Origin of the sequence: Nocardia sp. NPDC059195 (assembly GCF_042754695.1) — a bacterium.
Lineage (GTDB): Bacteria > Actinomycetota > Actinomycetes > Mycobacteriales > Mycobacteriaceae > Nocardia.
In genome coordinates, this window is the sequence record NZ_JBHZBG010000001.1 from 530,385 (window position 1) to 552,210 (window position 21,826).

Here is a 21,826-nt window from a genome sequence, read left to right on the forward strand (position 1 = left end):
AACTGACTCCCCTGACCGGCTGCCCACCTGCTCGCGCACCGACGATTCGATGATCGACCGCGTCGTCTGTCCGGCTACCCCACCTGCTGGCGCACCGACGGTTCGGTGATCGACCGGGTCGCCTGCCCGGCTACCCACCTCAGGCGTCGGGGCGACCGATACACCAGTCCAGCCGATCACCGCGCTGCCTCACCAATTGCGCGGTGATCGGCGGGCTCACCAGCCCGGCCCGCACTGGGCGGAGGACACCGGAACTCCTATTGCCCGATCGACTCTCAACCGACCGAGAAAGAGAACAGGATGCGTGTGGGATTCGTGGGCGCGGGACGGATGGGCCTACCGATGATCGCCCGGCTCGTCGACGCTGGGCACACCGTACTGGCTGTTGCGAGGACTGCCGAGGCGCACGCGGGGGTGGCCGCTGTCGGCGCTTCCCCTGTCTCGTCCGTCGCCGAGGCGGCCCGCGATGCCGAAGTGCTGATCGTCTGCGTGTTCAGCGACGACCAGGTGCGCGAGATCTGTCTGGGCGCAACCCTTCTCACTGATCTGCCCGCCGGCGCACTCGTCGTCGTGCACACCACCGGCAGCCCGGAGACCGCCGCAGCCATTGCGACCGCGGCCGCCGACCTGGTTATCGGCGTGGTCGACGCCCCGGTGAGCGGCGGCCCGCACGATATCGCCGCAGGCACACTCACCGTCTTCCTCGGTGGGTCCGGCGCCGATGCCCACCGCGCGACCGACGTTCTCGGCGCCTATGCCGATCCGGTCCTGCACGTCGGTGGGGTCGGCGACGGTCAGCGCGTGAAGCTGGTCAACAATGTCCTGTTCGCGGCGCAGATCGGCCTCGTCGCCGACGCGGTGCGGCTGGGCACCGTCCTCGGCCTGTCCGAGCCTGCCCTCCTGGCCGCGCTGCCCCACGCGAGCAGCAGCGGCAACGCGATCACCCGGATCGCCGGCCGGGGCTCGGTGGACCAGTTCCGCACCACCGCAGGCGAATTCCTGCGCAAGGACATCGCGGTCGCCACCGAGGTCGCCACAGCACTCGGCGCGGACCTCGGCCTCCTCGAAGCCGCGATCCGCGCCGGTCTGACACCCTCCGCGCCGGCCTGACGCTGTCGACGCCGCTCACGCCCCGCCGTCCATGCCCGGGTACCCCGGGACGCAGTGAGGGGTTCCGCCGCACCGCAACGGAACCCCTCCACCTCACTCGACGACGATGGCCTGCTCCGGGCAGGCCGATACCGCTTCCTCCACCGCGCCGACCAGATGGTCCGGCACCGCACCCGCGGCCGTCTCTGCATAGCCGTCCACGTTCAGCGTGAAGACCTCAGGGCACAACCCCAGACACGCGCCGTGGCCACGGCAACGGTCCGCGTCGACGGTCACCTTCATCAGGCCTCCTCGGTGTCGAATTCCAGGTGCAGCGAGGTGAGCCCACGCAGGATGAAGGTCGGCAGGTAGTTGTACCGCCGCTCCTCCACGGGCCCGTGCACCGTCTCGTCGATCCGCAGATCGGTGGTGCGGTCCAGCAAGCGCTCGATGGCGATCCTGGCCTCCGCGCGCGCCAGCGGCGCACCGGGGCAGGTGTGCGTGCCACGCCCGAAGGCGATGTGCTGGCGGGCATTCGAGCGCGCCGGATCGAAAGTGGTCGGATCGTCGAAGCGGCGCGGGTCGCGATTGGCCGCACCGTTGACGACCATCAGCACGGTCCCCACCGGCACCTCGGTCCCACCCACCGTCGAGGTCGTCTTGGCGAGCCGGAAGTCGCCCTTCACCGGGCTCTCCATCCGCAGCGACTCCTCGATGAAGTTCTGGATGTGGCTCTTGTCCGCGCGCAGGTACTCCTGGATATCGGGCCGTTCGGCGATCAGTTTCAGTGCCGAGCTCAGCAGCCGGACCGTGGTCTCCTGACCGGCCGAGAAGACGTTCGCGGCCACCCGCACGACATCGAGGACCTCCGGCTGCGACCCGTCCGGGAACGTCGCGGTGGCCAGGCTGGTGAGCACGTCGTTGCGCGGGTTGCGGCGGCGGTCCTCGATGTAGGCCGAGAACTTGCTGTACAGGAACTCGATCGGGTTGTGCGACATGCCTTCACCCTGTGTGGAGCCCACGCTGGCACCTTCGCGGTGCGGGTCGCGCTGCAGGGTGTGCAGGAACTCGTCCTGGTCGTCCCTCGGCACGCCGAGCAGGTCGGCGATCACGTACAGCGTGAAGGGACCGGCGAATTCGCGCATGCAGTCGCCGCCGGTGACCAGGTAGTGGTCGAGCATGCGGTCGGCGATCGACCACATCGCCTCCTCGTTCTCCTTCAACCGCTTCGGCGTGATCAGCCGCATGAGCAGCGCACGGTGGTCGGTGTGGGTCGGTGGATCCAGCGTCGGCAGCTGATCGCTCATCGGCAGGCTGTCGCGATGCTCGGCGATCACCGCGTCGACATCGCTGTTCTCGTCCAGCGGAACCGGGAATCCGGGGAACGGACCGGTGACGGCGATGCACGAGGAGAACCGGTCGACGTCGTTGTAGACCTCGAGTGCCTCGTCGTAGCCGGTCACCATCATCACGTCGTGATGGCGCTCGCGGGTCACCGGGCATTGCTCGCGCAGCGAATCGAAGTAGGGGTACGGATCTGCGACCAGCTCCTGTCCTAGGAAGAAGTCCAGATCCTGGAAGTTGTTCACCACGCGACGGGTCCCTTCGAGATTCCGGTCGACGCCACCCAGCGAATGTTGGTGCCAGTCGACTTCCGTGATTGAGAATAAGCCTCTCACATGTGAGTATGAGATTTCCACACTGCTCGCTGCGCGTCAACCGGAGGACCGACCTCATGCCCCACGATCCCACCGCGGACCAGCGGTTTTTTCAGATGACCACCCGCGAATTCCTCGCGAGCACGGTCCCGACCGAGACCGTGCGCGCGCTCGCCGACGCCGGAACCGGCTTCGATCGGGACTGGTGGCGACGCGGCGCCGAACTCGGCTGGACGGCGATGCTGGTACCCGAAAGTCTCGGCGGCGGTTCGGTTTCCGGGCATCCGATGACCGAGCTGGCCCTGGTCGCCGAGGAACTCGGCCGGGCCGCCGCGCCCGGCCCGTTCGTCACCACCACCGCGGCGCTGGCAGGCCTGCGGGCCACCGCCGATCACCTCGCCGAGACGGTCGCCGCGATCGTGGCCGGGACGCTCCTGGTGACCTGGGCGGTGTACGAGCCCGGTGCGGGTTTCGGTGTGCTCACCGGCGAGGCCGGCGGCACCCGGGCGGTGCCCGCCGGTTCCGGCTACCGGCTGACCGGGGTCAAGGATCGGGTGGAGGCGGCCGATCAGGCCGACCTGTTCCTGGTCACCGCGACCGGTCCCGACGGCCCGATCCAGCTGCTGGTGCCCGCCGAAACGCCGGGCGTGACCGTCAGCCCGACCTGGACCATCGATCTCAGCCGGCGCACCGGCAAGGTCGTGTTCGACGACGTCGTCGTCGGCACCGACGCGGTGACCCACTCCGGCGCCGCGGCAGTGGCCGCGGTGCGCGCGCAGGCGGGCGCCGCCGCGCTCGTCACGGCAGCGGAGTCCGCCGGTGCGGCCGAGCACGCCCTCACTCGCACGCTGACCTGGCTGTTCGAGCGCTACACCTTCGGGCGACCGCTGGCCTCGTACCAGTCGCTCAAGCACCGCATGGCCGACAACAAGACCTGGCTGGAGGCCTGCCGCGCCACCGTGTTCGCCGCGGCCGCCGCCTGGGACGCCGAGGCGCCGGAGACCGACGAGTACATCAGCATCGCGAAATCGTATGTGGGCGCGAAGGCTCCGGTGATCGCCCAGGACTGCGTGCAGTTGCACGGCGGGATCGGCGTCACCTGGGAGCACGATCTGCACCTGTTCCTCCGCCGGATCACCCTCGGTCGCGCGCTGTACGGCACGCCAGAGGAACACCGCCGCCACATCACCGATCTGCTCGACTCCGCGGCATGACCGCGTCACCTCAGGAAGGCATCGTCGTATGACCACCGACATCGAGACCGTCGAGGAATTCCGGCTCCGGGCACGGAACTGGCTGCAAGCGAACATGTCCGCGGCACCGCCGACGACCGCCCCCGCCGATACCGAGGAGGCGTGGCAGCGGGCTCGCCGGTTGCAGCGCCTGCTCCACGACGGCGGGTTCGCGGGGATCTGCTTCCCCACCGAATACGGCGGTCTCGGCCTGAGTCCCGAGCATCAGGAGGCCTTCACCGAGGAGTCACTCCCCTACGAGATGCCGCTGCTGCTGAACGTGCCGACGCTGGCCATCTGCGCGGCCAGCCTGCTCGATCTCGGCACCGACGAGCAGAAGCGAGCTCATCTGCCCGCTGTGCTGCGTGGTGACGAGATCATGGTGCAGTTCCTGTCCGAGCCGCGAGGTGGCTCGGATCTGGCGGGGCTCACCTCCCGCGCCGACCGCGACGGCGACCAGTGGATTCTCAACGGCTCCAAGATCTGGAGTTCGGGCGCCTACGCCGCCGACTACGGCCTGTGCCTGGCCCGCACCGACTGGTCGGTGCCCAAACATCAAGGGCTGACCCTGTTCCTGGTGCCGGTACACGCCGCGGGCGTCACGGTGCAGCGGATCAAGCAGGTCACCGGTTCCACCGAGTTCTGCCAGGAGTTCTTCGACGACGTGGTGCTGCCCGCGGACGCGGTGGTCGGGCGGGTCGACGGCGGCTGGGAAGCGGCCTCGCGCTTGCTCTTCCACGAACGGGCGGCCCTCGGCGGCACCTCGCCCTACACCAGCGGCGCCCGCCCGCACCTCGGCGGCGAGGCCGACCAGCTGCTGCGCTTGGCGAAGGCGACCGGCCAGTCGGCGGACGCGCGCGTGCGCGAGGACATCGGTGCGGCACGCGCCATGAACGTGGTCCGCGACCAGCTCATCGCCCATGTCACCCGCGCCATCACCACCGGCACCCTGCCACCCACCGCAGGCGCGATCCCCCGCCTGTTCTCCGCCGAGAACGCCTGGCTACAAACCGACACCGCCCTGCGCATCGCGGGATCCGACGGCGCGACCTACACCGCGGGCGCCGAGGCCGACACCGAAACCGTCGGCTTGGACTACCTGTTCCGCGCCGCGTGGAGCCTGGCGGGCGGCAGCACCGAGATGGCGCGCAATGTCATCAGCGAACGGGTTCTCGGCATGCCACGCGAGGACAGCGCCGACCGTGATGTGCCCTTCGATCAGGTGCCCCACGGTCGATGAGGTCCGGGTGAGCGGCTCCGCGTTTCCGATGCGGAGCCGCTCACGGGCGCTGGGTCAGTGGCCGGTCCAGCGCGGAGTTCGCTTCTCCGCGAAGGCAAGTGGCCCTTCCTGTGCGTCAGCGCTCTGGTAGCAGGGCACCGAGGCGTGCCGGGCCGCCTGGAGCGCGGCAGCGCGGCCCATCTCGGTGGCGAGCATGACCGTGTCGCGGGCCGCGCGCACCGACAGTGGTGCCGCCTCGGCGATCTCGCGGGCCAGTTCCAGTGCGACGGGGAGCAGGTCGGCCGGTTCGGTGAGGCGGTTCACCAGGCCGATCTCGTAGGCGCGGCGGGCGTCGATCGGCTTGCCGGTCAGCAGGATCTCCATCATGATCCGCTGCGGAATCATGTGGATCAGCGGTGCGGCCCATGGCGAGCTGCGGCCCACCTTCACCTCGGTGACGGCGAAGCTCGCTTCGGTCGAGGCGACACACAGATCGCAGGCCTGGGCGATCATCCACCCGCCGGCGAAGGCGGCACCGTTGACCGCGGCGATCGTCGGTTTGCTCAGTTCCACGGTGTCGTAGGGCACCGGGAACATGTCGCGGGGCGGGACCGTCATACCCGTGGCGACCATCTCCTTGAGGTCCCCACCGGCGCAGAAGGCCCGGCCCGCACCCGTGAGCACCGCGACCCGCAGCGTCGGGTCCGTCTCGAAACGTTCCCACGCCGCGAACAACCCGGCCCGTACGTCACGGGCCAGGCAGTTGCGGGTGTCGGGACGGTTCAGGGTGATGACCGCGATCCCGTCCGGCCTGGCCTCGAACAGCACCGCGTCCTCGGACATCAGAATCCTCTCCGCTGGATCTCGTGGGCCGCACGGTCCAGCTCGTCGCGAAAGTCGGGGTGCGCCACCGCGATCAGCGCGCGGGCGCGTTCGGCCAGGGTCCGCCCGGCCAGCGCGGCAGCACCGTATTCGGTGACGATCACGTCGACATCGCTGCGCGCGGTGGTGACCGGCCCCGACAATGCCGCGCAGATCCGGCTCACCGTCCCGCGCCGGGCGGTGGACTGCAGCGCGATCACCGACCGCCCACCCGGCGACCGCAGACCCGCACGCACGAAGTCCACCTGCCCGCCGGTACCACCGAAATACGCCGTGCCGCTCTGCTCGGCATTGACCTGCCCGGTGAGGTCCACCTCCACGGCCGAGTTCACCGTGACCAGGCGGCTGAGTTGCCCGAGCACCGCCGGGTCGTGGGTATAGGCGCTGGTGCACATGCGGATCAGCGGATTGCGATCGGCGAACCGGTAGAGCCGCTCGGTGCCGATCAGCGCGCCGGTCACCGAGACCCCGCGATCGATCTCCTTGCGCGCGTTGGTCACCACTCCGGTCTGCACCAGATCGACCAGGGCGTCGCCGATCATGCCGGAGTGCACACCGAGATCGGTACGGTCGCGCAGCAGCCGCAGCACCGCGTCCGGCACGGCGCCGATCCCGACCTGCAGCACCGTGCCGTCTTCGACGAACTCGGCGACGTTGCGGGCGATCGCCTCGTCCACCGGCCCGATCGCGGCGGCGGTGACCCGCACCGGATCCAGCGAGGCCCGGATCGCGTAGTCGATGTCGGTCGCGTGGATCCGCTCACCCGCGGTGCGCGGCACCCGGTCGTTGACCTCTGCGACTACCACCCGCGCCGCGCGGATCGCCGACTGCACATGGTCACTGATGAGGCCCAGGCTGTGCGTGCCGTCCGCGTCGGCAGGCGCTACCTGAACGAACGCGACATCACAGCGCAACTCACCGGCCTCGATCATCGGCCCGACCCGGCTGACATGGCACGGCACCACACTGAGCAGATGCTCCGCCGTGAGCCCCCGCAGCGCACCGATCGCCCCCATGCTCACCGGCTCGAACACCGCCGCCGCGGCCGGCGTCAGCAAGCCGGAGAAGCTGGTCGCGATGAACAGCGACAGGTCCGCGATCTCGCCACCCTGTGCGATGAGCGCCTCGATCAAAGTGGTCGGCTCACCACACGCCTGCCCGGCAACGATCCGGTCGCCGGGCCGCAGAATCCTCCGCAGGTCGATTTCGGCGGCCGACAGCAAGGCGGTCATTCGGCCACCCGCGCGAGAACGCCGAATCGCACCGGGGACGCGCCCCAGAGATCAGCAGTGCCTGCACCTGGAAAGCTGAACCGGGGCAGCACCGATGCCACACCCCGGCCAATCGGACCCACCTGCCAGGGACAGCCGAGCCTGCCCGCAGGAACACCGTCGGTGCGGCGGGCGGTCATCGGGCCCACCCGCCCGGAACGGCCGAGTCGGAACGCGTGCGCGACTCGGTGGTTGATATCCGCGCTGTCCCCGGGACGGCCGAGCGGAGCTGGTCGAGGACCGCTTCGGTGTCGGCGCCGAGTCGTGGTGCGGGACCGGCGATTCGGCCCGGGGTGCGGGAGAAGCGGGCGGGTGGGCCGGGGAAGCGGACGGGGCCGTCGGGGGTGTCGACGGTCTGGAAGAAGCCGACGGCGGCGAGGTGGTCGTTGTCGAAGAGGTCGTCGAGGGAACGCACCGGTGCCGCCGGGATCTCGAGGGAGCGCAGGATCGTCAACCATTCCTCCGTGGTGCGTTCGGCGAAGGTCTCGGCGAGGCGGGCGTAGACCACATCGATCCGGGCCGCGCGCTGGGCCAGGGTGGCGAATTCCGGTCCGGCCCAGGGCGGTTGGACGGCCGCCACGAACGCGGTCCACTGTTTGTCGTTGTAGACCAGGGCAGCCAGATAACCGTCGGCGGTCCGGTAGGGCCTGCGGTCCGGGGTCACCGCTCGCGGGTAGGCCGCGGGGCCGAGCGGTGGGGTGAACATGGCGCCGTTGCCGTGTTCGACCAGCATGAACGCCGCCATCGTCTCGAACATGGCGACCTCGACCTCCTGGCCATCGCCGGTCCGCTCCCGATGCAGCAACGCCATCGTGGTGGCGTACACCGCGGTCAGCCCGGCGACCTTGTCGGCGATGATGCTGCCCACGTATCCCGGTGTGCCGGTGAGCATTTCCTGCACGTAGGGCAGCCCGCACGCGGCCTGAACGGTGTCGTCGTAGGCGGGCAGCCCGGAGTCCGGCCCGCCGCGGCCGTAGCCGTAGCAGTTCGTGTAGACGATGGCCGGATTCAGCGCGGCCACCTCGGCGTACCCGAAACCGAGCCGCTCGATCGCCGCCGCCCGCATGGAGTGCACGAAAACGTCGGCCCCGGCGATCAGTTCGCGCAGGGCCGCCGCGCCGTCCTCGGTCCGCAGGTCGAGGACCACACTGCGTTTACCCCGGTTGACATTGACGAAGACCCCGCTCATTCCCGGCTCCGGACCCACGGAGATGTAGCGGGTGTCGTCACCGCGCGGCGGTTCGATCTTGATCACCTCGGCGCCCATGTCGGCCATGATCTGCGTGCAGTACGGGCCCATCACCATCGCGGTCAGGTCGACGACCCGAATCCCTGCGAGCGGACCTGTGTGTTCCATCGCGTCCCCTTTCGACCACCACCCGATCGGGCTATCTGGTGAATCTTTGCAAGGATAGTGCTATCAAGGAAGTCGTGGACAGCTTCACCGGCAATATCCGTGCCCCGCGCCCCATCGCGACCGTGCTCGACGATCCGCTGCGGGAGCGCCCCGGCGCGCCCGCGATCATCGCCGCCTCGGGGACGTGGAGTTACGCCGACCTCGACGAACAGGCCGCTCGCGCTGCGGGAGCGCTGTGGTCGCTCGGTGTCCGGCCCGGCGACCGGGTCGCCGCCTGCCTGCCCAACGACCTCGCCGTCGTCGCCGCGTTCCACGGCGCGCAGCGCATCGGAGCGATCTGGACCGGCATCGGAGAAGCGAATTCTCCTGCTGAGCAACAGTACCTCCACGACCTGTGCGATCCCGCTGTCGTGCTGGCCGGTCCCCGCTGGGGCGCGAGCTCACCGCACGCCGTACACCCCGACCACTGGGCAGACCTGGTCCCGAAAGCCGACCCCGCACCCACCCGCACCCACGACATCGACGCGCCCGCGGGCATCGCCTTCACCAGTGGCACCTCCGGGCGACCGAAGGCCGTGGTCCACAGTCAGCGCAATCTGCTACTGCCCGGCGCGGTCGTGTCGGCCACCCGCGGCTGGGGCCCTGACCTGCGCCGCGGCGACAGTTTCCCGCTCACCATCTTGAACATGATGGTGCTGTCCACCCTGACCACGGCTCAGGTCGGCGGGTGCGCGGTGATCATGGACCGCCGGGATGTCGACGGAGTCGCCGAGTGGATCGCCGCTCATCGGGTGACGGTGTGGAACGGCGCCCCCGCCCAGCTCTACGACCTGGCCCGCAAGCCCGACGCGAATCTCGCTTCACTGCAAGAGGTCTGGAGTGGCGGCAGCGATACCCCAGACACGGTCCGCACCACCTTCGCCGCCGCCCACCACGGCCTCGTCCCGCGCACCACCTACGGCCTCACCGAGGCACCAACGGTCGTCGCCATCGATCCGCCGGGCACCGACTGGACGCCGGGCAGCAGCGGCCGGGTCCTCCCCCACCTCGATGTCGCCGCCTACGACGACGAGAACCGGCGACTGCCACCGGGTTCCCTCGGCGAACTCCGCCTGGCCGCCGCCACGCACGGACCCTGGGCAGGACTCTGGCGCCCCACCCTCGGGTACTGGTCCGACGGCGCCGTACATCCACCGGAACCGGGCCCGTTCGCCACCGGCGACATCGGCACCGTCGACGATGAGGGCCGCCTGTCGGTGCTGGACCGCAAGAAGATGGTCATCATCCGCGGCGGCGCGAACGTGTACCCCCTCGAGGTCGAACGGGTGCTCGCCACCCACCCCCGGGTCACCAAGGTCGCGGTCTGCCCTGTCCCGGACGAAAGGCTCGGCCAGAAGGTCGCCGCTGTCGTCGAAAGCGACAGCGGCACCGTGGATTTCGATGAGCTGGCCAGGCTGTGCCGACGCGAGCTGGCCGGGTACAAGGTCCCCGAGATCTGGGCCAGGGTGGACGCACTACCGGTGAACGCCATGGGCAAGGTGGAGCGGACCGGGCTCACCGCACTCGTCACCGCCCAGCAGGAGAACCGATGAGCGACAAGCGCGACAAGGCACTCGAACTGTTCGATCTCACCGGCCGCGTCGCCGTGGTCACCGGCGCGTCCTCGGGACTCGGCGCCGCCGTGGCCGAGACCCTCGCAGGCCTGGGCGCCCGGGTCGCGGTGGTGGCCCGGCGCGCCGATCGGCTCACCGAACTCGCCGACCGCGTCGACGGACTCGCCGTCGTCTGCGATCTGGCCGACCCGGCGCAGATCGCCACCGTGGCACCGCGGGTCGCCGACCGGCTCGGCGCGCCGACGATCCTGGTGAACGCGGCAGGCAACCGCTTCACGACGGCACGCGCCGAGGACGAACCACTCGATGCCGTGCAGCACACCCTCGGCCTGAACCTCGTTGCGCCGTTCCTGTTGGCGAAGGCGCTGTTTCCGCATATGCGCGACGCGGGCGGCGGGTCGGTGGTCAATGTCTCCTCGATCAGCGGCCGGGTCGGCGTCCCCGGCATTCCGCAGGCGTCCTACGCGGCGAGCAAGGCCGGATTGTCCGGGCTCACCACCGAACTCGCGGTCCAGTGGGCCCGGCATTCCATCCGGGTGAATACCGTCGCGCCCGGCTTCTTTCGCAGCGAGATCACCGACAGCCTCTACGACAGCGAGCGCGGCGCGGAGTACCTGCGCCGCAACACCCCCCTCCCCCAGGAGGGCACCGCCCAGGACATGCTCGGCGCCATCACCTGGCTGGCCGGTGACGCCGCCCGCTACGTCACGGGGCAGACGATTGTGGTCGACGGCGGCTGGACCGCCCGCTGACGACACCGCCCGTTCCGGGCGATTGACACCGAACACTCCCGATGAAAACATATCCATACCAACGCGAGAATTATATTCTCGCAGGAGAGAGGGGTAATCCCCATGTTCTCGGCCATCCTTATCGAGAAGAGCGGAACGCCACCCGAAGTCAGCGCGACCACCGTGTCCGACGACGCGCTACCCGAGGGCGACGTCACCGTCGACATCGCGTACTCCACGCTCAATTACAAAGACGCACTGGCCATTACCGGAACATCACCGGTGGTCCGTTCGTTCCCGATGGTGCCGGGCATCGACCTGGCCGGGGTCGTGGCCGAGAGCAGTCATCCGGACTGGTCGGCCGGTGACAAGGTCGTGCTCAACGGCTGGGGCGTCGGCGAGACCCACTGGGGTGGCCTCGCCCAGCGCGCCCGCGTCCGCGGCGACTGGCTGATCGCCCAGCCTGCGGCTTTCACCGCCCGCCAGGCGATGGCGATCGGCACCGCCGGGTACACCGCGAGCCTGTGCGTCGAGGCACTGGCGGGTCACGGGCTGCTCCCGGCCGACGGTGAGATCCTGGTGACCGGCGCGACCGGCGGCGTCGGCAGTGTCGCGATCGCCCTGCTCGCCGCCGCCGGGTACACGGTGGCCGCGGCCACCGGAAAGCCCGCCGAGGCAGGCTATCTGAAGGATCTCGGTGCGAGCACGGTGATCGACCGGGCCGAACTGGCCGAGCGCGGCAAGCCGCTGCAGAAGGAACGCTGGGCGGGTGTGGTCGACGCCGCGGGCAGCCACACGCTGGTGAACGCGAGCGCGCAGGTCCGCTACGGCGGCGCTGTCGCCGCGTGCGGTCTGGCCCAGGGCATGGACCTGCCGGGCACCGTCGCCCCGTTCATCCTGCGCGGGGTCACCCTCTACGGCGTCGACAGCGTCATGGCGCCGGCACCGCGCCGGATCCGGGCCTGGGAGCGGCTGGCCCGCGACCTCGATCCCGCCACCCTGGACACCATCGCCACCGAGGTCCCGCTGAGCGAGGCGATCGCCGCCGCGAACCGGTTCATCGACGGCACCGTGCGTGGCCGTCTCGTCGTCGACGTCAACCGCTGAACAGGAGTATCCGTGCCAACGAAAAAGCGCAGCGCCGCAGTCGAACTCGACCTCAGCGATGTCGAGCACCGAGTCGGGCAACCGATCGGCGGCGGGCAGCTGTGGGATCCGTGCAGCACCTCCGACATCCGCCGCTGGGTGATGGCGATGGACTATCCCAATCCGCTGCACTGGGATCAGGAACTCGCCGGGGAGTCCCGCTACGGCGGGTTGATCGCACCCCAATCCATTGCGGTCGCACTGGATTACGGGCACGGCGCGGCACCGGCGTGCGTCGGCCGCATCCCCGGCAGTCACCTGATCTTCGGTGGCGAGGAGTGGTGGTTCTACGGAACGCCGGTGCGTCCCGGCGACACCCTGTTCCAGGAGCGCCGTTTCCACGACTACAAGGTCGCGGAGACGAAATTCGCGGGGCCGACCATGTTCTCGCGCGGGGACACCACCCATCGCAATCAGCATGGCGCGCTCGTCGCGCGCGAGCGTTCGACCGCTATTCGCTACCTCGCCGAGGAGGCGACCAAGCGCGGTATGTACGACAACCAGGTCGGTGAGATCAAGCGCTGGACGGCCGCCGAACTGGCCGAAGTCGACACACTACGCACCGAGTGGCTGCATTCCAATCGCCTCGGCGTCTCCCCGCATTTCGACGAGGTGAAAGTCGGCGACAAATTGCCGCGCCGGGTGATCGGCCCGCATTCCATCGCGAGTTTCACCACCGAATACCGCGCCTTCCTCTTCAATATCTGGGGCACGTTCGGCTGGGTCGCGCCCGAGGGGATCGCGGATCCGTGGGTGTATCAGGATCCGGGCTGGACCGAGGGTTTCGGATTCGACGAAGAGGGCGCCAAGATCGATCCGCGGTTGCGTGACGGGCTCTATGTCGGCCCCTCCCGCGGTCATATCGATGCCGACAAGGCCGGCGAGGTCGGCATGGCGCGCGCCTACGGCTACGGCGCGACGATGGGCGCCTGGTGCACCGATTATCTGGCGTACTGGGCGGGCAACGACGGCATGGTGCGCCACACCAAGGCCGATTTCCGGCTACCCGCCTTCGAGGGCGACGTCACCTATTTCGATGCCGAGATCATCGGCAAACAAGCCCATTCGACCTGGGGTGCCCCGCTGGTCGAGGTGGAACTGAAGCTCACCGACCAGAACTTCGGCACGCTCGTGAAATGCGTGGCCGAGGTCGAACTGCCGTTCTGAGAAAGGTCGACGATGACCGAGGAAGTTTCGGACCGGGCCGTCGCGTCCGGTCCACCACTGGCCGAGGAATCCGGGCTCGGCGCACTCACCCTGCCCGGTTTCCTGCGGGAGGTGACTCGGCTCTACAGCGAGCGGGAAGCGCTCGTCTTCCACGACGGCACCGATGTCACCCGCTGGACCTATGACGAGCTGTGGGAACAGTCCGTCGCGGTGGCGCGCGCGCTGCGCGCCACCGGGGTCGGCAAGGACAGCCGGGTCGGCGTGCTCATGACGAATCGACCGGAATGGCTGGCTGCCGTTTTCGGGACCGCACTGGCCGGTGGCGTGGCGGTGGCGCTGAGCACGTTCTCCACGCCCGCGGAACTGGAGCACCTGCTGGGGTTGTCCGGTGTTTCGGTGCTGCTGTTCGAACGTGCCGTCGCCGGTAAGGATTTCGCGGCAGTTCTCACCGGACTGGAACCGGAGATCGGTACGGCGGCTCCCGGGGCGGTGCGGTCGTCGGCCTACCCGTTCCTGCGCCGCCTCGCCGCGGTCGGCGCACCGGTGGACGGTGGCGCGATCGAGACCTGGGACGCGTTCGTGGCCGCCGGGAATTCCGAACCGGTCGAACTCGTCGAGGCCGCCGCGGCCACCGTGTCACCCAGCGATACCGCCGTGCTGTTCTTCTCCTCCGGAACCACGAGCAAGCCCAAGGGAGTTCGGAGCGCGCATCGCGGTGTCACGATCCAGATGTGGCGGTTCCGGCGGATGTTCGGTTTCGGACCCGACGACCACGTCCGCTGCTGGACCGCCAACGGCTTCTTCTGGTCCGGCAATTTCGGGCAGGCACTGGGTTCGACCCTGGCCGCGGGCGGGTCGCTGATCCTCCAATCGACCTTCGACGGCGCGGCGGCACTGGAACTGATGCAGTCCGAACGGGTGAACTTCCCGGTCGCCTGGCCCCATCAGTGGGCCCAGCTCGAAGGCGCGCACAACTGGGCGACCGTGGATCTGAGCACCCTGCGGTTCGTCGACGTCGACTATCCGGCCGCCCGTCATCCCACGGTGACCACCACCTGGACCGAGCCGGGACACGCCTACGGCAATACCGAAACCTTCACCATCACCACGTGTTTCCCCGCCAACACCCCCGAAGACACGATCGCGGGCAGCAGCGGCGAACCGCTACCCGGCAATACGATCAAGATCGTCGACCCGCTCACCGGGGCCGTCCTGGCGCGCGGTGAACGCGGTGAGATCTGCGTCAAGGGCCCCACCCTGATGCTCGGCTACGTCGGCATCCCCCTCGACGAAACCCTCGACGCCGACGGCTATTTCCACACCGGCGACGGCGGATACCTCGACGAAGTCGGCAGGCTGTACTGGGAGGGCAGGCTCACCGACATCATCAAGACCGGCGGCGCGAATGTCTCCCCACTCGAGGTCGACGAGGAGCTCAACCGCTATCCGGGTGTGAAAGTCGGCCGCACCGTGGGCATTCCGCACGACACCCTCGGCGAGGTCGTGGTGGCCTGCGTCGTTCCGCACGCCGACACCACCCTCGACGGCGAGGCGATCCGGGCGTTCCTGCGGGAACGGCTGGCCAGCTACAAGGTGCCCCGGCACGTGCTGCTCTACAGCGAGGACGATCTCACCCTCACCGGCAGCGCCAAGATCAAGTCCGCCGAGCTGCGCGAACTGGCCGCGGCCCGGCTCGCGACCTAGGCCGCGTTGATCAACCGGTTTCGCTGTCGGCTGGGTGAGCCTTGAACCGTGACGCGACAGGAGATCTCTGACGAGGTGTCCAACACGGCCTAGCGAGCAGTCGTCTTCAGAGTCATCGATACGTACGCGGAGAACCCGGCACGGGCGGCGAACCTCACCGGACGAGTGCTCGATTCGCTGAAACCGAGTTTCCGATAGAGGCCGAGCGCGGGTGCGTTCCTGTCCTTTATGTCGCGAAGCACGAATTCGTCGTACGGCAGCTGCAGCAGGTGCCCCATCAGCGCCGTCGCGACGCCCTTCCCCTGGTGCTGCGGTGCGGTGGTGACGAAGCCGATCTCGGCCAGACCGGGACACGCACCGTCGTACGCTCCGAGGAACTGACTCCGCACGATGAAGTAGCTGATCAGGCCGTGCAGCCCGCCGAGTCCGCGCTGCATCTCTCGACGGTTGGGCTCGAAGCACTCCTGACTGCCTTCCGTGACGGATGCGATCGCGGCGGGTTCCCCGTCGACCAGCGCCACGTAGAAGCGCTCGAGGATGATCATGTGCTCGAATGCGTCCGCGAGGGCCCGTGGGTCCTTCGAAAAATACTCGAAGTCCTCGGCGAATCCCTGAACGAGGACCTCGGTGATACGCCGGCGGTATCCCTCGCCCAGCGCGTCGCCGCGCTCGAGCTCGATGGTCACGAGGCTCCTTTTCGTATCAGCAGGCGAAGCACGAGGTCGACGCCTGTCTCGGTCATCACGCCCGGGATGACCGTTCGCATGCCGGCGATGCCGGACAACATCGCGAAGTAGTAGGCCGTCAGCTGAGCAGGCTCGCCGTCCTCGAATTGACCGGCCGCTTGACCGCGACGCACGAGAGCTGCGAAGGCGTCCCACAGTGGGCGCTGGGCGGTCGCCAGCCGCTCCGCGGTTCCGACCGGGGTATCCGTCAGAAACCCCTGGTTGATAACCAGGAAGAACTCGGCCTCGCCGTTCCCGTTCGCGAGGTCGGTCAGGAAAACGCACGTGAAGTCGCGCACCAGGGTGAGCGGATCCGCGTCACTCAAGAGCGCAGCAGACGCTGCGACCAGACCGGACGCGGCCTGCTCGAGCAGCGCGTCGAACAGCGCTTCCTTGCTCGCATAGTGGCGGTAGATCGACCCCGTGCTGAGACTGGCCTCTTCCGCGATGTGCCTGATGCTCGACGCGGTGAATCCGCGATTCGCGAAGACACGGACGGCCGCGCCCTCGATGGACTCGCGCGTCGCGTCGCGCATCGCCGCGTTCTGCTCTGGTGTTCTCGTCAACCCTGCTCCGATAGAATGAACTCTTGTTCATTATACGGGTGCGGGTGGGCACTGGATCTGGATCAAGGCCGACTTGATCAACACGGCCAAGCGCACGGAGGTTCCGGCGGTGCCGATACCGCCGGAACCTTCGCCCTAGCGCGCAGGCGCCATCGCACCGGCGAGGTGGCCGACGGTGGACGCGAGGTCACCGCAGGCCTGCTCGTACTGTCCGCGCAGGGTCGCGACGAGTTCGGCGGTGGTTCCGGCTTCGGTGATGGCGCCGATGCCCTGGCCCGCGCCCCAGACATCACGCCAGGCCTTGGCGTCGGTGCCGGAGGAGCCGAAGTTCATCCTCGAAGGGTCCGACTCGGGCAGGTTGTCCGGGTCGAGGCCCGCGGCGACGATGCTGCCGCGCAGGTAATTGCCGTGCACGCCGGTGAACAGGTTGCTGTAGACGATGTCGGACGCGGACGAGTCGACCACCATCTGCCGGTAGTCGGGCGCCACATTGGCCTCCGCGGTGGACAGGAACGCCGAGCCTACATAGGCCAGGTCGGCGCCGGCGGCCTGCGCGGCCAGGATCGACCGGCCGTGCGCGATCGAACCCGACAGCAGCAGCGGACCGTCGAACCAGGTGCGGATCTCCTGGATCAGCGCGAACGGCGACTGGGTTCCGGCGTGCCCGCCCGCCCCCGCGGCGACCGCGATGAGCCCGTCGGCGCCCTTCTCGATCGCCTTGCGCGCGAAGTGGTTGTTGACCACATCGTGCAGCACGAGACCGCCGTAGGAGTGCACGGCGTCGTTGATCTCGGTCCGCGCGCCCAGCGAGCTGATCACGATCGGCACCTTGTGCTCGACGATGACCGCCATGTCCTGCTCGAGCCGGTCGTTGGAGCGGTGCACGATCTGATTCACCGCGAACGGCGCCACCACCGCCTCCGGATTCGCGGCCGCGTACGCCACGTTCTCCTCGACGATGCGATCGAGCCAGTCACCGAGCAGCGAGGCGGGCCGCGCGTTCAGCGCCGGAAACGATCCGACGATTCCGGCCTGACACTGGGCGAGGACGAGCTCGGGGCCCGACGCGATGAACATCGGCGAGGCGACCACGGGCAGGGACAGGCGGCTGGAGAGCCACTGGGGCAGTGCCATTGAATCCTCCGAAACAGGACGGACCAGCGGCTGAGCCGCCGGGCGGTTACGTCAGTACCAGCACGGTAGGACGCAGGCAGGGCCCTATGCAACCAGTTGCATAGGGATCGTGGCGTGGATCACCGCGCCTGACGCCATTCGCGCGGCGGGGTGATCCGCGGGTGTGCGGTTCTGGTGTCGCGGGATCGCGACGGACTCAGCGATACCGGGCAGCCAGCATTCGCCGATGCTCGGACGGCGTGCCGAAGAGCGCGCGGTTCAAGGTCGCCCGTTTGAGGTGGACGTGGATGCCGCTGTCCCAGGTGTAGCCGAATCCGCCGTGTAGTTGGAGTGCGGCGCCGACCACCCGCACCGCGGCGGTGGTCGTGTACGACTTCGCTCGCGCGGCGGCGAACGTCGCCTCGGCCGAACCCTCGGCGATCGCCTGGACGGCGGCGGCGACGAGGTGCCGTGCGACGGTGACCTGCACCAGCATGTCGGCACAGGAGTGCTTGACCGCTTGGAACGAGCCGACCGGTCGCCCGAATTGTTCGCGCACGCGCACATAGGCGACGGTCGCCGCCAGCATGGCCTCGGCGGAACCCAGCGAGTCACAGGCCACCGCGACGGCGGCTCGTGCGCGGAGCGTTTCCGGTGCCTTGTGGTCGGGGAAGCGCCACACGGCATGAACGGCTACTCGATCGGCGGTCACCGCGGCGGCCGAGCGAGTGGCGTCGACCAGCGGTGTCGGGGTGATGGTCAATCCGGTGGTGCCGGGGACCACCGCGACGAGCGCGTCGCTCGCCCGGACCGGGACGAGCAGCAGGTCTGCGACCGGTGCGTCCAGAACGAAGGCCGCCGATCCGGTCAGCACGGATCCGGCGGGACCGGATTCCAGGACGAAGGCCGGGTCCGTATCGCCCGTGTCGAGGACCAGCACCGGCACCGCGCGGCCGGCGACCGTCTCGCGGAAAATAGTGTCGCGCAGGTCGTCCGCGGCGACCTCGGCGAGTGCCGGGACCGACAGTGCCAGCACCGTGGGCAGCGCCGTGACGGCGGCGGCACGGCCCACCTCGCCGAGCAACACCGCCACCTCGGCGAAAGTGGCTCCCGCACCGTCGAATTCGGACGGCGCGGCCAGCCCCGGCCAGCCGGCTTCGGTGATGGTGGCCCACGGCACCGGCTCGCCCGCCGATTTCGCCAGCAGGTCCCGGGCGAGGGCGCGTAGTTCGTCGTGGAATTCGGCGAAGTCGGTCATCTCTTGTCTCCCGACGGTTCGCGGGGCAGCCCGAGGCCGCGTTCGGCGATGATGGTTCGCTGGATCTCGCTGGTGCCGCCGGGAATGGTCCACTCCCAGGAGCCGAGGAAGTCCAGGACCCAGGCGCCGGACTCCCAGCCGCCCGACATCGGTTTGCGCAGTACTGTGTGCGCGTCCACCCCACCCAGCTCGGCGCCGAAATCGGTCATCCGCTGGAGGAGTTCGCTGTAGTACAGCTTCACCACGGACGCGTCGGCCGGACCGACCGTGCCCGCAACGTGTCGTTCGACCAGGTCGCGACACAGCGCGCGCAGGCCGGTGATCTCGATCTCGAGTTCGGCGAGGCGATCGGCCACCACAGGGTCGTCCAGTGCGCGGCCGCCGGGACCGGGGCGCGCGGCATCGGCCAGCAGCATCCGGAACCCCGCATTGCCGAGCCGCTCGGCCAGTTCGAGCATGGTCAGGCCGCGTTCGGCACCGAGCGTGCGCTGGGCAAGCTGCCAGCCCGCGTTCTCCGCGCCGATCAGCCCGCTCGCGGGCACCCGCACGTGATCGAGGAAGATCTCGCAGAAGTGGGATTCGCCGGTGGCCTGCCGGATGGGCCGCACCTCGATGCCGGGGCTGCGCATGTCGAGCAGGAAGTACGAAATCCCCTGTCGCGCAGGCGCGGACGGGTCGGACCGGGCGAGCAACAGGCACCAGTCGGCATATTGCGCGCCGCTGGCCCACACCTTCTGGCCGGTGATGACCCAGTCGTCGCCGTCGCGGTGGGCGGCGGTCCGCAACGCGGCCAGGTCCGAGCCCGCGTCGGGTTCGGAGAAGCCCTGCACCCAGATCTCCCCGTCGAGAATGGCGGGCAGATGTCGTGCGCGTTGTTCGGGGTTCCCCGCCGCGAGCAAGGTGGCGGCCGCGTGATGGATGGCGACGAAGGCGAGCACGAGCCGGGGCGCATCATGGGCGGCGAGTTCCTGATACAGCACGATCTGATGCCCGACCGGCATCCCACCGCCGTACTCGACGGGCCAGTGCGGCACCGCGAAACCGGCGGTACGCAGCCGCTGGAACCAATCCTGCTGGAACCGCGCGAATTCCGCGTCGGAGGCACCCAACTGGGTCTGCCGCCAATCGCCGGGGATCTGTGTGCGGCACCAGTGGCGGACATGCGCACGGAACGCGGAAAGGTCAGCGGGCCAACGCTCCCCCACGCCCACCCCATCGGTCGACGCCATCGAGCGAGCTTCCGCCGAATCCGCCAGGCCCGTCGACTGGGCGCCCAGCACATCCGCCGGAGTTATCGGGTTGTCGTGCATGGCATCTGCCGGTGCCGTCGGGCCCGAGCGCGCCTCATCCGCCGGTGTCATCGGGCGCTTCGGCGCAGGGCGAGCAGGCGGTCGCGGTGCTCGGTGGTTTGCATGGAGACGATCTCGGCGGCGAAGCCGGCCTGCATCGGGCCGGCCAGTGCCTGGCTGAGGTACATGTTCACGACACGCTTGGTGCCGCGAACCGCTTCGGGTGGCTGAGCGGCGATTCGGTGGGCGAGGGCGAGTGCCTCGGTCATGAGCTGGTCCGGGGCGACTACGCGGCTGGCCAGGCCGACGTCGACAGCGGTGGCGGCGTCGATGCGGTCGCCGGTGTAGAGGTATTCGCGGGTGCGCAGGATCGGGGTGAGCAGCGGCCAGAAGGCGGCGCCGCCGTCTCCGGCGACCAGTCCGACCGCGACGTGTGGATCGGCCAGGTAGGCCCGCTCCGACATCAGCACCACATCGCACAGCACGGCGATGCTCGCGCCGAGGCCGACTGCGGCACCGTTGACCGCGGCGATCACCGGCAGCGGGAAGCGCAGCATCTCCTCGATGATCTGCGCGCCTTCCCGGATGCTCTCGTCGCGGGCGGCCGGGTCATCGAGGAAGGAGGTGATCCAGTCAAGGTCGCCGCCTGCGCTGAAAGTCCTTCCGGCACCGGTGAGTACGACCACCCTGGCCGCGGTGTCGGCGGCCAGATGCCGCCAGACCTCGGCCAGCGCGCGGTGCAGGTCGGCGTTCACGGCATTGAGCGCGTCGGGCCGGTCGATCAGCACGGTCCGCACCGGACCGTCGGCGGTCACGGTGAGTCCGGGTGGCAGCGGGTTCACGCCTGTCACGCTCCTCGCGGATCGGAGAACGGACCGGCCAGCCCGCGGGCACCGATCCGACGGGTGAGCAGGTCCTCGGTGCCGGTGATGCCCAGCGGCAGCCGCCGCAGCGGCAGACTGTGCCGCGACAGCCACGACAGCGTCGTCTCGTCACAGAACCCGACCGCGCCGTGCACCTGATGCGCGACCCGGAAGACGATCTCGGCGGCTTCCAGCACGGCCAGCCGCAAGGCGAGCGCGTCGGCGACCGCGTCGGGCTGTCCGGTCTGGATGCTCCACAGCGCGTATCGGGCCAGCACCTCTACCCCCTTGCGCTCCACTTCGGCATCGGTCAGCTGGAACTGCACCGACTGGAAATCCGCCAGCCGCCGCCCGAACTGCTCCCGCACCAGCACGTGATCCCCGGCCAGTTCCATCGCACGGTCCAACATTCCCAGCAACGTCCAACACGGCAGTACCAACGCCAAGGCCAGATCATCCGCACCGCGAGTATCCAAGGGCCGCACAGCAATCGGCGTCACGAATACGGTCTCCCGCGCGGTCCTCCCGTCGGCCGGGGCAACGGTCCCCTCCACCGTTCCCCCACCGGCTCGTCCGACGGACTCCCCACCGACTCCCCCGCCGAGCCGCACAGCGAACTCCCCGCCAGACCCCCCACCCAGGCAGACAGCGAACTCCCCACCCGTTCCGGCGCCAGGCCGTGCGACGGTACCCCGACCGGCCCCCGCACCGGCTTCGACCGTGATCCCGCCATCCGACGCCCCGCCGGTCCATTCGTCAGGCTCAATAGCGGTGCCGCCGTTGGCTTCCACATCAGGCCGGACGACAGACTCGCGATCGACCCCATGTCCGAGACGCGCAGCGGGCTCCCCGCCCATCCGTGTGTCAGGCCGGGTAGCGGTTTCCTCATCGACTTCCGCGTCGAGCCCGGTGAGCCTTCCGGCGCGACGAGCGGTGACCGTGC

20 protein-coding genes are annotated in these 21,826 nt (G+C 69.2%); 8 read left to right on the forward strand and 12 right to left on the reverse strand.

What is annotated here, in order from left to right; all coding sequences use genetic code 11:
• Positions 1-267 precede the first annotated feature (267 nt).
• Positions 268-1,110, forward strand: a complete 843-nt coding sequence (locus ACFXKN_RS02445; protein WP_379432254.1) for an NAD(P)-dependent oxidoreductase — start codon at positions 268-270, stop codon at positions 1,108-1,110.
• A 93-nt stretch (positions 1,111-1,203) separates the two neighbouring features.
• Here the strand turns inward: ACFXKN_RS02445 and ACFXKN_RS02450 are convergent, their stop codons facing one another.
• Both ACFXKN_RS02450 and ACFXKN_RS02455 read right to left on the reverse strand, forming a co-directional pair.
• Positions 1,204-1,392, reverse strand: coding sequence for a ferredoxin (locus ACFXKN_RS02450; RefSeq protein WP_378928246.1), 189 nt, complete (start codon positions 1,390-1,392; stop codon positions 1,204-1,206).
• Positions 1,392-2,681 (reverse strand): cytochrome P450, encoded by a 1,290-nt coding sequence (locus ACFXKN_RS02455; RefSeq protein WP_378949624.1) that lies wholly within the window; start codon positions 2,679-2,681, stop codon positions 1,392-1,394. The genes ACFXKN_RS02450 and ACFXKN_RS02455 overlap by 1 nt, the downstream gene beginning before the upstream one ends.
• A gap of 143 nt (positions 2,682-2,824) precedes the next feature.
• On the opposite strand from ACFXKN_RS02455, the gene ACFXKN_RS02460 reads away from it, so the two are divergent.
• Positions 2,825-3,961, forward strand: coding sequence for an acyl-CoA dehydrogenase family protein (locus ACFXKN_RS02460; RefSeq protein ID WP_379432217.1), 1,137 nt, complete (start codon positions 2,825-2,827; stop codon positions 3,959-3,961).
• Positions 3,962-3,989: 28 nt separating this feature from the next.
• Positions 3,990-5,219: an acyl-CoA dehydrogenase family protein gene (locus ACFXKN_RS02465; protein WP_378949632.1), complete on the forward strand. Its 1,230-nt coding sequence runs from the start codon at positions 3,990-3,992 to the stop codon at positions 5,217-5,219.
• Positions 5,220-5,273: 54 nt separating this feature from the next.
• On the opposite strand, the gene ACFXKN_RS02470 is transcribed toward ACFXKN_RS02465, so the two are convergent.
• The 3 genes from ACFXKN_RS02470 to ACFXKN_RS02480 form a co-directional block, all read right to left on the reverse strand.
• Complete coding sequence (locus ACFXKN_RS02470; protein ID WP_379432218.1) at positions 5,274-6,041, reverse strand: enoyl-CoA hydratase/isomerase family protein; 768 nt, start codon at positions 6,039-6,041, stop codon at positions 5,274-5,276.
• Positions 6,041-7,312, reverse strand: coding sequence for an acetyl-CoA hydrolase/transferase family protein (locus ACFXKN_RS02475; protein ID WP_379432219.1), 1,272 nt, complete (start codon positions 7,310-7,312; stop codon positions 6,041-6,043). The genes ACFXKN_RS02470 and ACFXKN_RS02475 overlap by 1 nt, the downstream gene beginning before the upstream one ends.
• Before the next feature lie 175 nt (positions 7,313-7,487).
• On the reverse strand, positions 7,488-8,708 hold the full coding sequence (locus ACFXKN_RS02480) for a CaiB/BaiF CoA transferase family protein (RefSeq protein WP_379432220.1): 1,221 nt from the start codon (positions 8,706-8,708) through the stop codon (positions 7,488-7,490).
• A 74-nt stretch (positions 8,709-8,782) separates the two neighbouring features.
• Here ACFXKN_RS02480 and ACFXKN_RS02485 point away from each other — a divergent pair, with 74 nt between their 5' ends.
• The 5 genes from ACFXKN_RS02485 (at position 8,783) to ACFXKN_RS02505 (ending at position 15,069) form a co-directional block, all read left to right on the forward strand.
• On the forward strand, positions 8,783-10,300 hold the full coding sequence (locus ACFXKN_RS02485; protein ID WP_378949641.1) for a class I adenylate-forming enzyme family protein: 1,518 nt from the start codon (positions 8,783-8,785) through the stop codon (positions 10,298-10,300).
• Entirely contained in the window at positions 10,297-11,073 is a 777-nt protein-coding gene (locus ACFXKN_RS02490; RefSeq protein WP_378949644.1) for an SDR family NAD(P)-dependent oxidoreductase, read from the forward strand. The genes ACFXKN_RS02485 and ACFXKN_RS02490 overlap by 4 nt, the downstream gene beginning before the upstream one ends.
• 102 nt (positions 11,074-11,175) lie before the next feature.
• On the forward strand, positions 11,176-12,159 hold the full coding sequence (locus tag ACFXKN_RS02495) for an MDR family oxidoreductase (protein ID WP_378949646.1): 984 nt from the start codon (positions 11,176-11,178) through the stop codon (positions 12,157-12,159).
• A 12-nt stretch (positions 12,160-12,171) separates the two neighbouring features.
• Positions 12,172-13,365: a MaoC family dehydratase N-terminal domain-containing protein gene (locus tag ACFXKN_RS02500; RefSeq protein ID WP_378949648.1), complete on the forward strand. Its 1,194-nt coding sequence runs from the start codon at positions 12,172-12,174 to the stop codon at positions 13,363-13,365.
• Between the two features lie 12 nt (positions 13,366-13,377).
• Positions 13,378-15,069 (forward strand): class I adenylate-forming enzyme family protein, encoded by a 1,692-nt coding sequence (locus ACFXKN_RS02505; protein WP_378949650.1) that lies wholly within the window; start codon positions 13,378-13,380, stop codon positions 15,067-15,069.
• A gap of 89 nt (positions 15,070-15,158) precedes the next feature.
• Here ACFXKN_RS02505 and ACFXKN_RS02510 read toward each other — a convergent pair whose 3' ends face one another.
• The 7 genes from ACFXKN_RS02510 to ACFXKN_RS02540 all read right to left on the reverse strand — a co-directional run bounded on the left by ACFXKN_RS02510 (position 15,159) and on the right by ACFXKN_RS02540 (position 21,740).
• Complete coding sequence (locus ACFXKN_RS02510) at positions 15,159-15,755, reverse strand: GNAT family N-acetyltransferase (RefSeq protein WP_379432221.1); 597 nt, start codon at positions 15,753-15,755, stop codon at positions 15,159-15,161.
• On the reverse strand, positions 15,752-16,360 hold the full coding sequence (locus ACFXKN_RS02515; protein ID WP_378949654.1) for a TetR/AcrR family transcriptional regulator: 609 nt from the start codon (positions 16,358-16,360) through the stop codon (positions 15,752-15,754). Before ACFXKN_RS02515 ends, ACFXKN_RS02510 begins: the two co-directional genes overlap by 4 nt.
• Positions 16,361-16,495: 135 nt before the next feature.
• On the reverse strand, positions 16,496-17,494 hold the full coding sequence (locus ACFXKN_RS02520; RefSeq protein ID WP_378949656.1) for an NAD(P)H-dependent flavin oxidoreductase: 999 nt from the start codon (positions 17,492-17,494) through the stop codon (positions 16,496-16,498).
• 196 nt (positions 17,495-17,690) lie between these two features.
• Positions 17,691-18,731 (reverse strand): acyl-CoA dehydrogenase family protein, encoded by a 1,041-nt coding sequence (locus ACFXKN_RS02525; protein ID WP_378949658.1) that lies wholly within the window; start codon positions 18,729-18,731, stop codon positions 17,691-17,693.
• Positions 18,728-19,960 (reverse strand): acyl-CoA dehydrogenase family protein, encoded by a 1,233-nt coding sequence (locus tag ACFXKN_RS02530; RefSeq protein WP_379432255.1) that lies wholly within the window; start codon positions 19,958-19,960, stop codon positions 18,728-18,730. Before ACFXKN_RS02530 ends, ACFXKN_RS02525 begins: the two co-directional genes overlap by 4 nt.
• Before the next feature lie 128 nt (positions 19,961-20,088).
• Entirely contained in the window at positions 20,089-20,862 is a 774-nt protein-coding gene (locus ACFXKN_RS02535; RefSeq protein WP_379432222.1) for an enoyl-CoA hydratase/isomerase family protein, read from the reverse strand.
• Positions 20,863-20,867: 5 nt separating this feature from the next.
• Entirely contained in the window at positions 20,868-21,740 is an 873-nt protein-coding gene (locus ACFXKN_RS02540; RefSeq protein WP_379432256.1) for an acyl-CoA dehydrogenase family protein, read from the reverse strand.
• Positions 21,741-21,826: the final 86 nt, after the last annotated feature.

What these genes read in the sequence shown, in the direction of transcription:
- ACFXKN_RS02450 (WP_378928246.1), bottom strand. Translation starts at nt 1,392, where the DNA reads ATGAAGGTGACCGTCGACGCGGACCGTTGCCGTGGCCACGGCGCGTGT.
- ACFXKN_RS02460 (WP_379432217.1), top strand. Translation starts at nt 2,825, where the DNA reads ATGCCCCACGATCCCACCGCGGACCAGCGGTTTTTTCAGATGACCACC.
- ACFXKN_RS02465 (WP_378949632.1), top strand. Translation starts at nt 3,990, where the DNA reads ATGACCACCGACATCGAGACCGTCGAGGAATTCCGGCTCCGGGCACGG.
- ACFXKN_RS02470 (WP_379432218.1), bottom strand. Translation starts at nt 6,041, where the DNA reads ATGTCCGAGGACGCGGTGCTGTTCGAGGCCAGGCCGGACGGGATCGCG.
- ACFXKN_RS02475 (WP_379432219.1), bottom strand. Translation starts at nt 7,312, where the DNA reads ATGACCGCCTTGCTGTCGGCCGCCGAAATCGACCTGCGGAGGATTCTG.
- ACFXKN_RS02480 (WP_379432220.1), bottom strand. Translation starts at nt 8,708, where the DNA reads ATGGAACACACAGGTCCGCTCGCAGGGATTCGGGTCGTCGACCTGACC.
- ACFXKN_RS02490 (WP_378949644.1), top strand. Translation starts at nt 10,297, where the DNA reads ATGAGCGACAAGCGCGACAAGGCACTCGAACTGTTCGATCTCACCGGC.
- ACFXKN_RS02495 (WP_378949646.1), top strand. Translation starts at nt 11,176, where the DNA reads ATGTTCTCGGCCATCCTTATCGAGAAGAGCGGAACGCCACCCGAAGTC.
- ACFXKN_RS02505 (WP_378949650.1), top strand. Translation starts at nt 13,378, where the DNA reads ATGACCGAGGAAGTTTCGGACCGGGCCGTCGCGTCCGGTCCACCACTG.
- ACFXKN_RS02520 (WP_378949656.1), bottom strand. Translation starts at nt 17,494, where the DNA reads ATGGCACTGCCCCAGTGGCTCTCCAGCCGCCTGTCCCTGCCCGTGGTC.
- ACFXKN_RS02525 (WP_378949658.1), bottom strand. Translation starts at nt 18,731, where the DNA reads ATGACCGACTTCGCCGAATTCCACGACGAACTACGCGCCCTCGCCCGG.
- ACFXKN_RS02530 (WP_379432255.1), bottom strand. Translation starts at nt 19,960, where the DNA reads ATGGCGTCGACCGATGGGGTGGGCGTGGGGGAGCGTTGGCCCGCTGAC.
- ACFXKN_RS02540 (WP_379432256.1), bottom strand. Translation starts at nt 21,740, where the DNA reads ATGGGCGGGGAGCCCGCTGCGCGTCTCGGACATGGGGTCGATCGCGAG.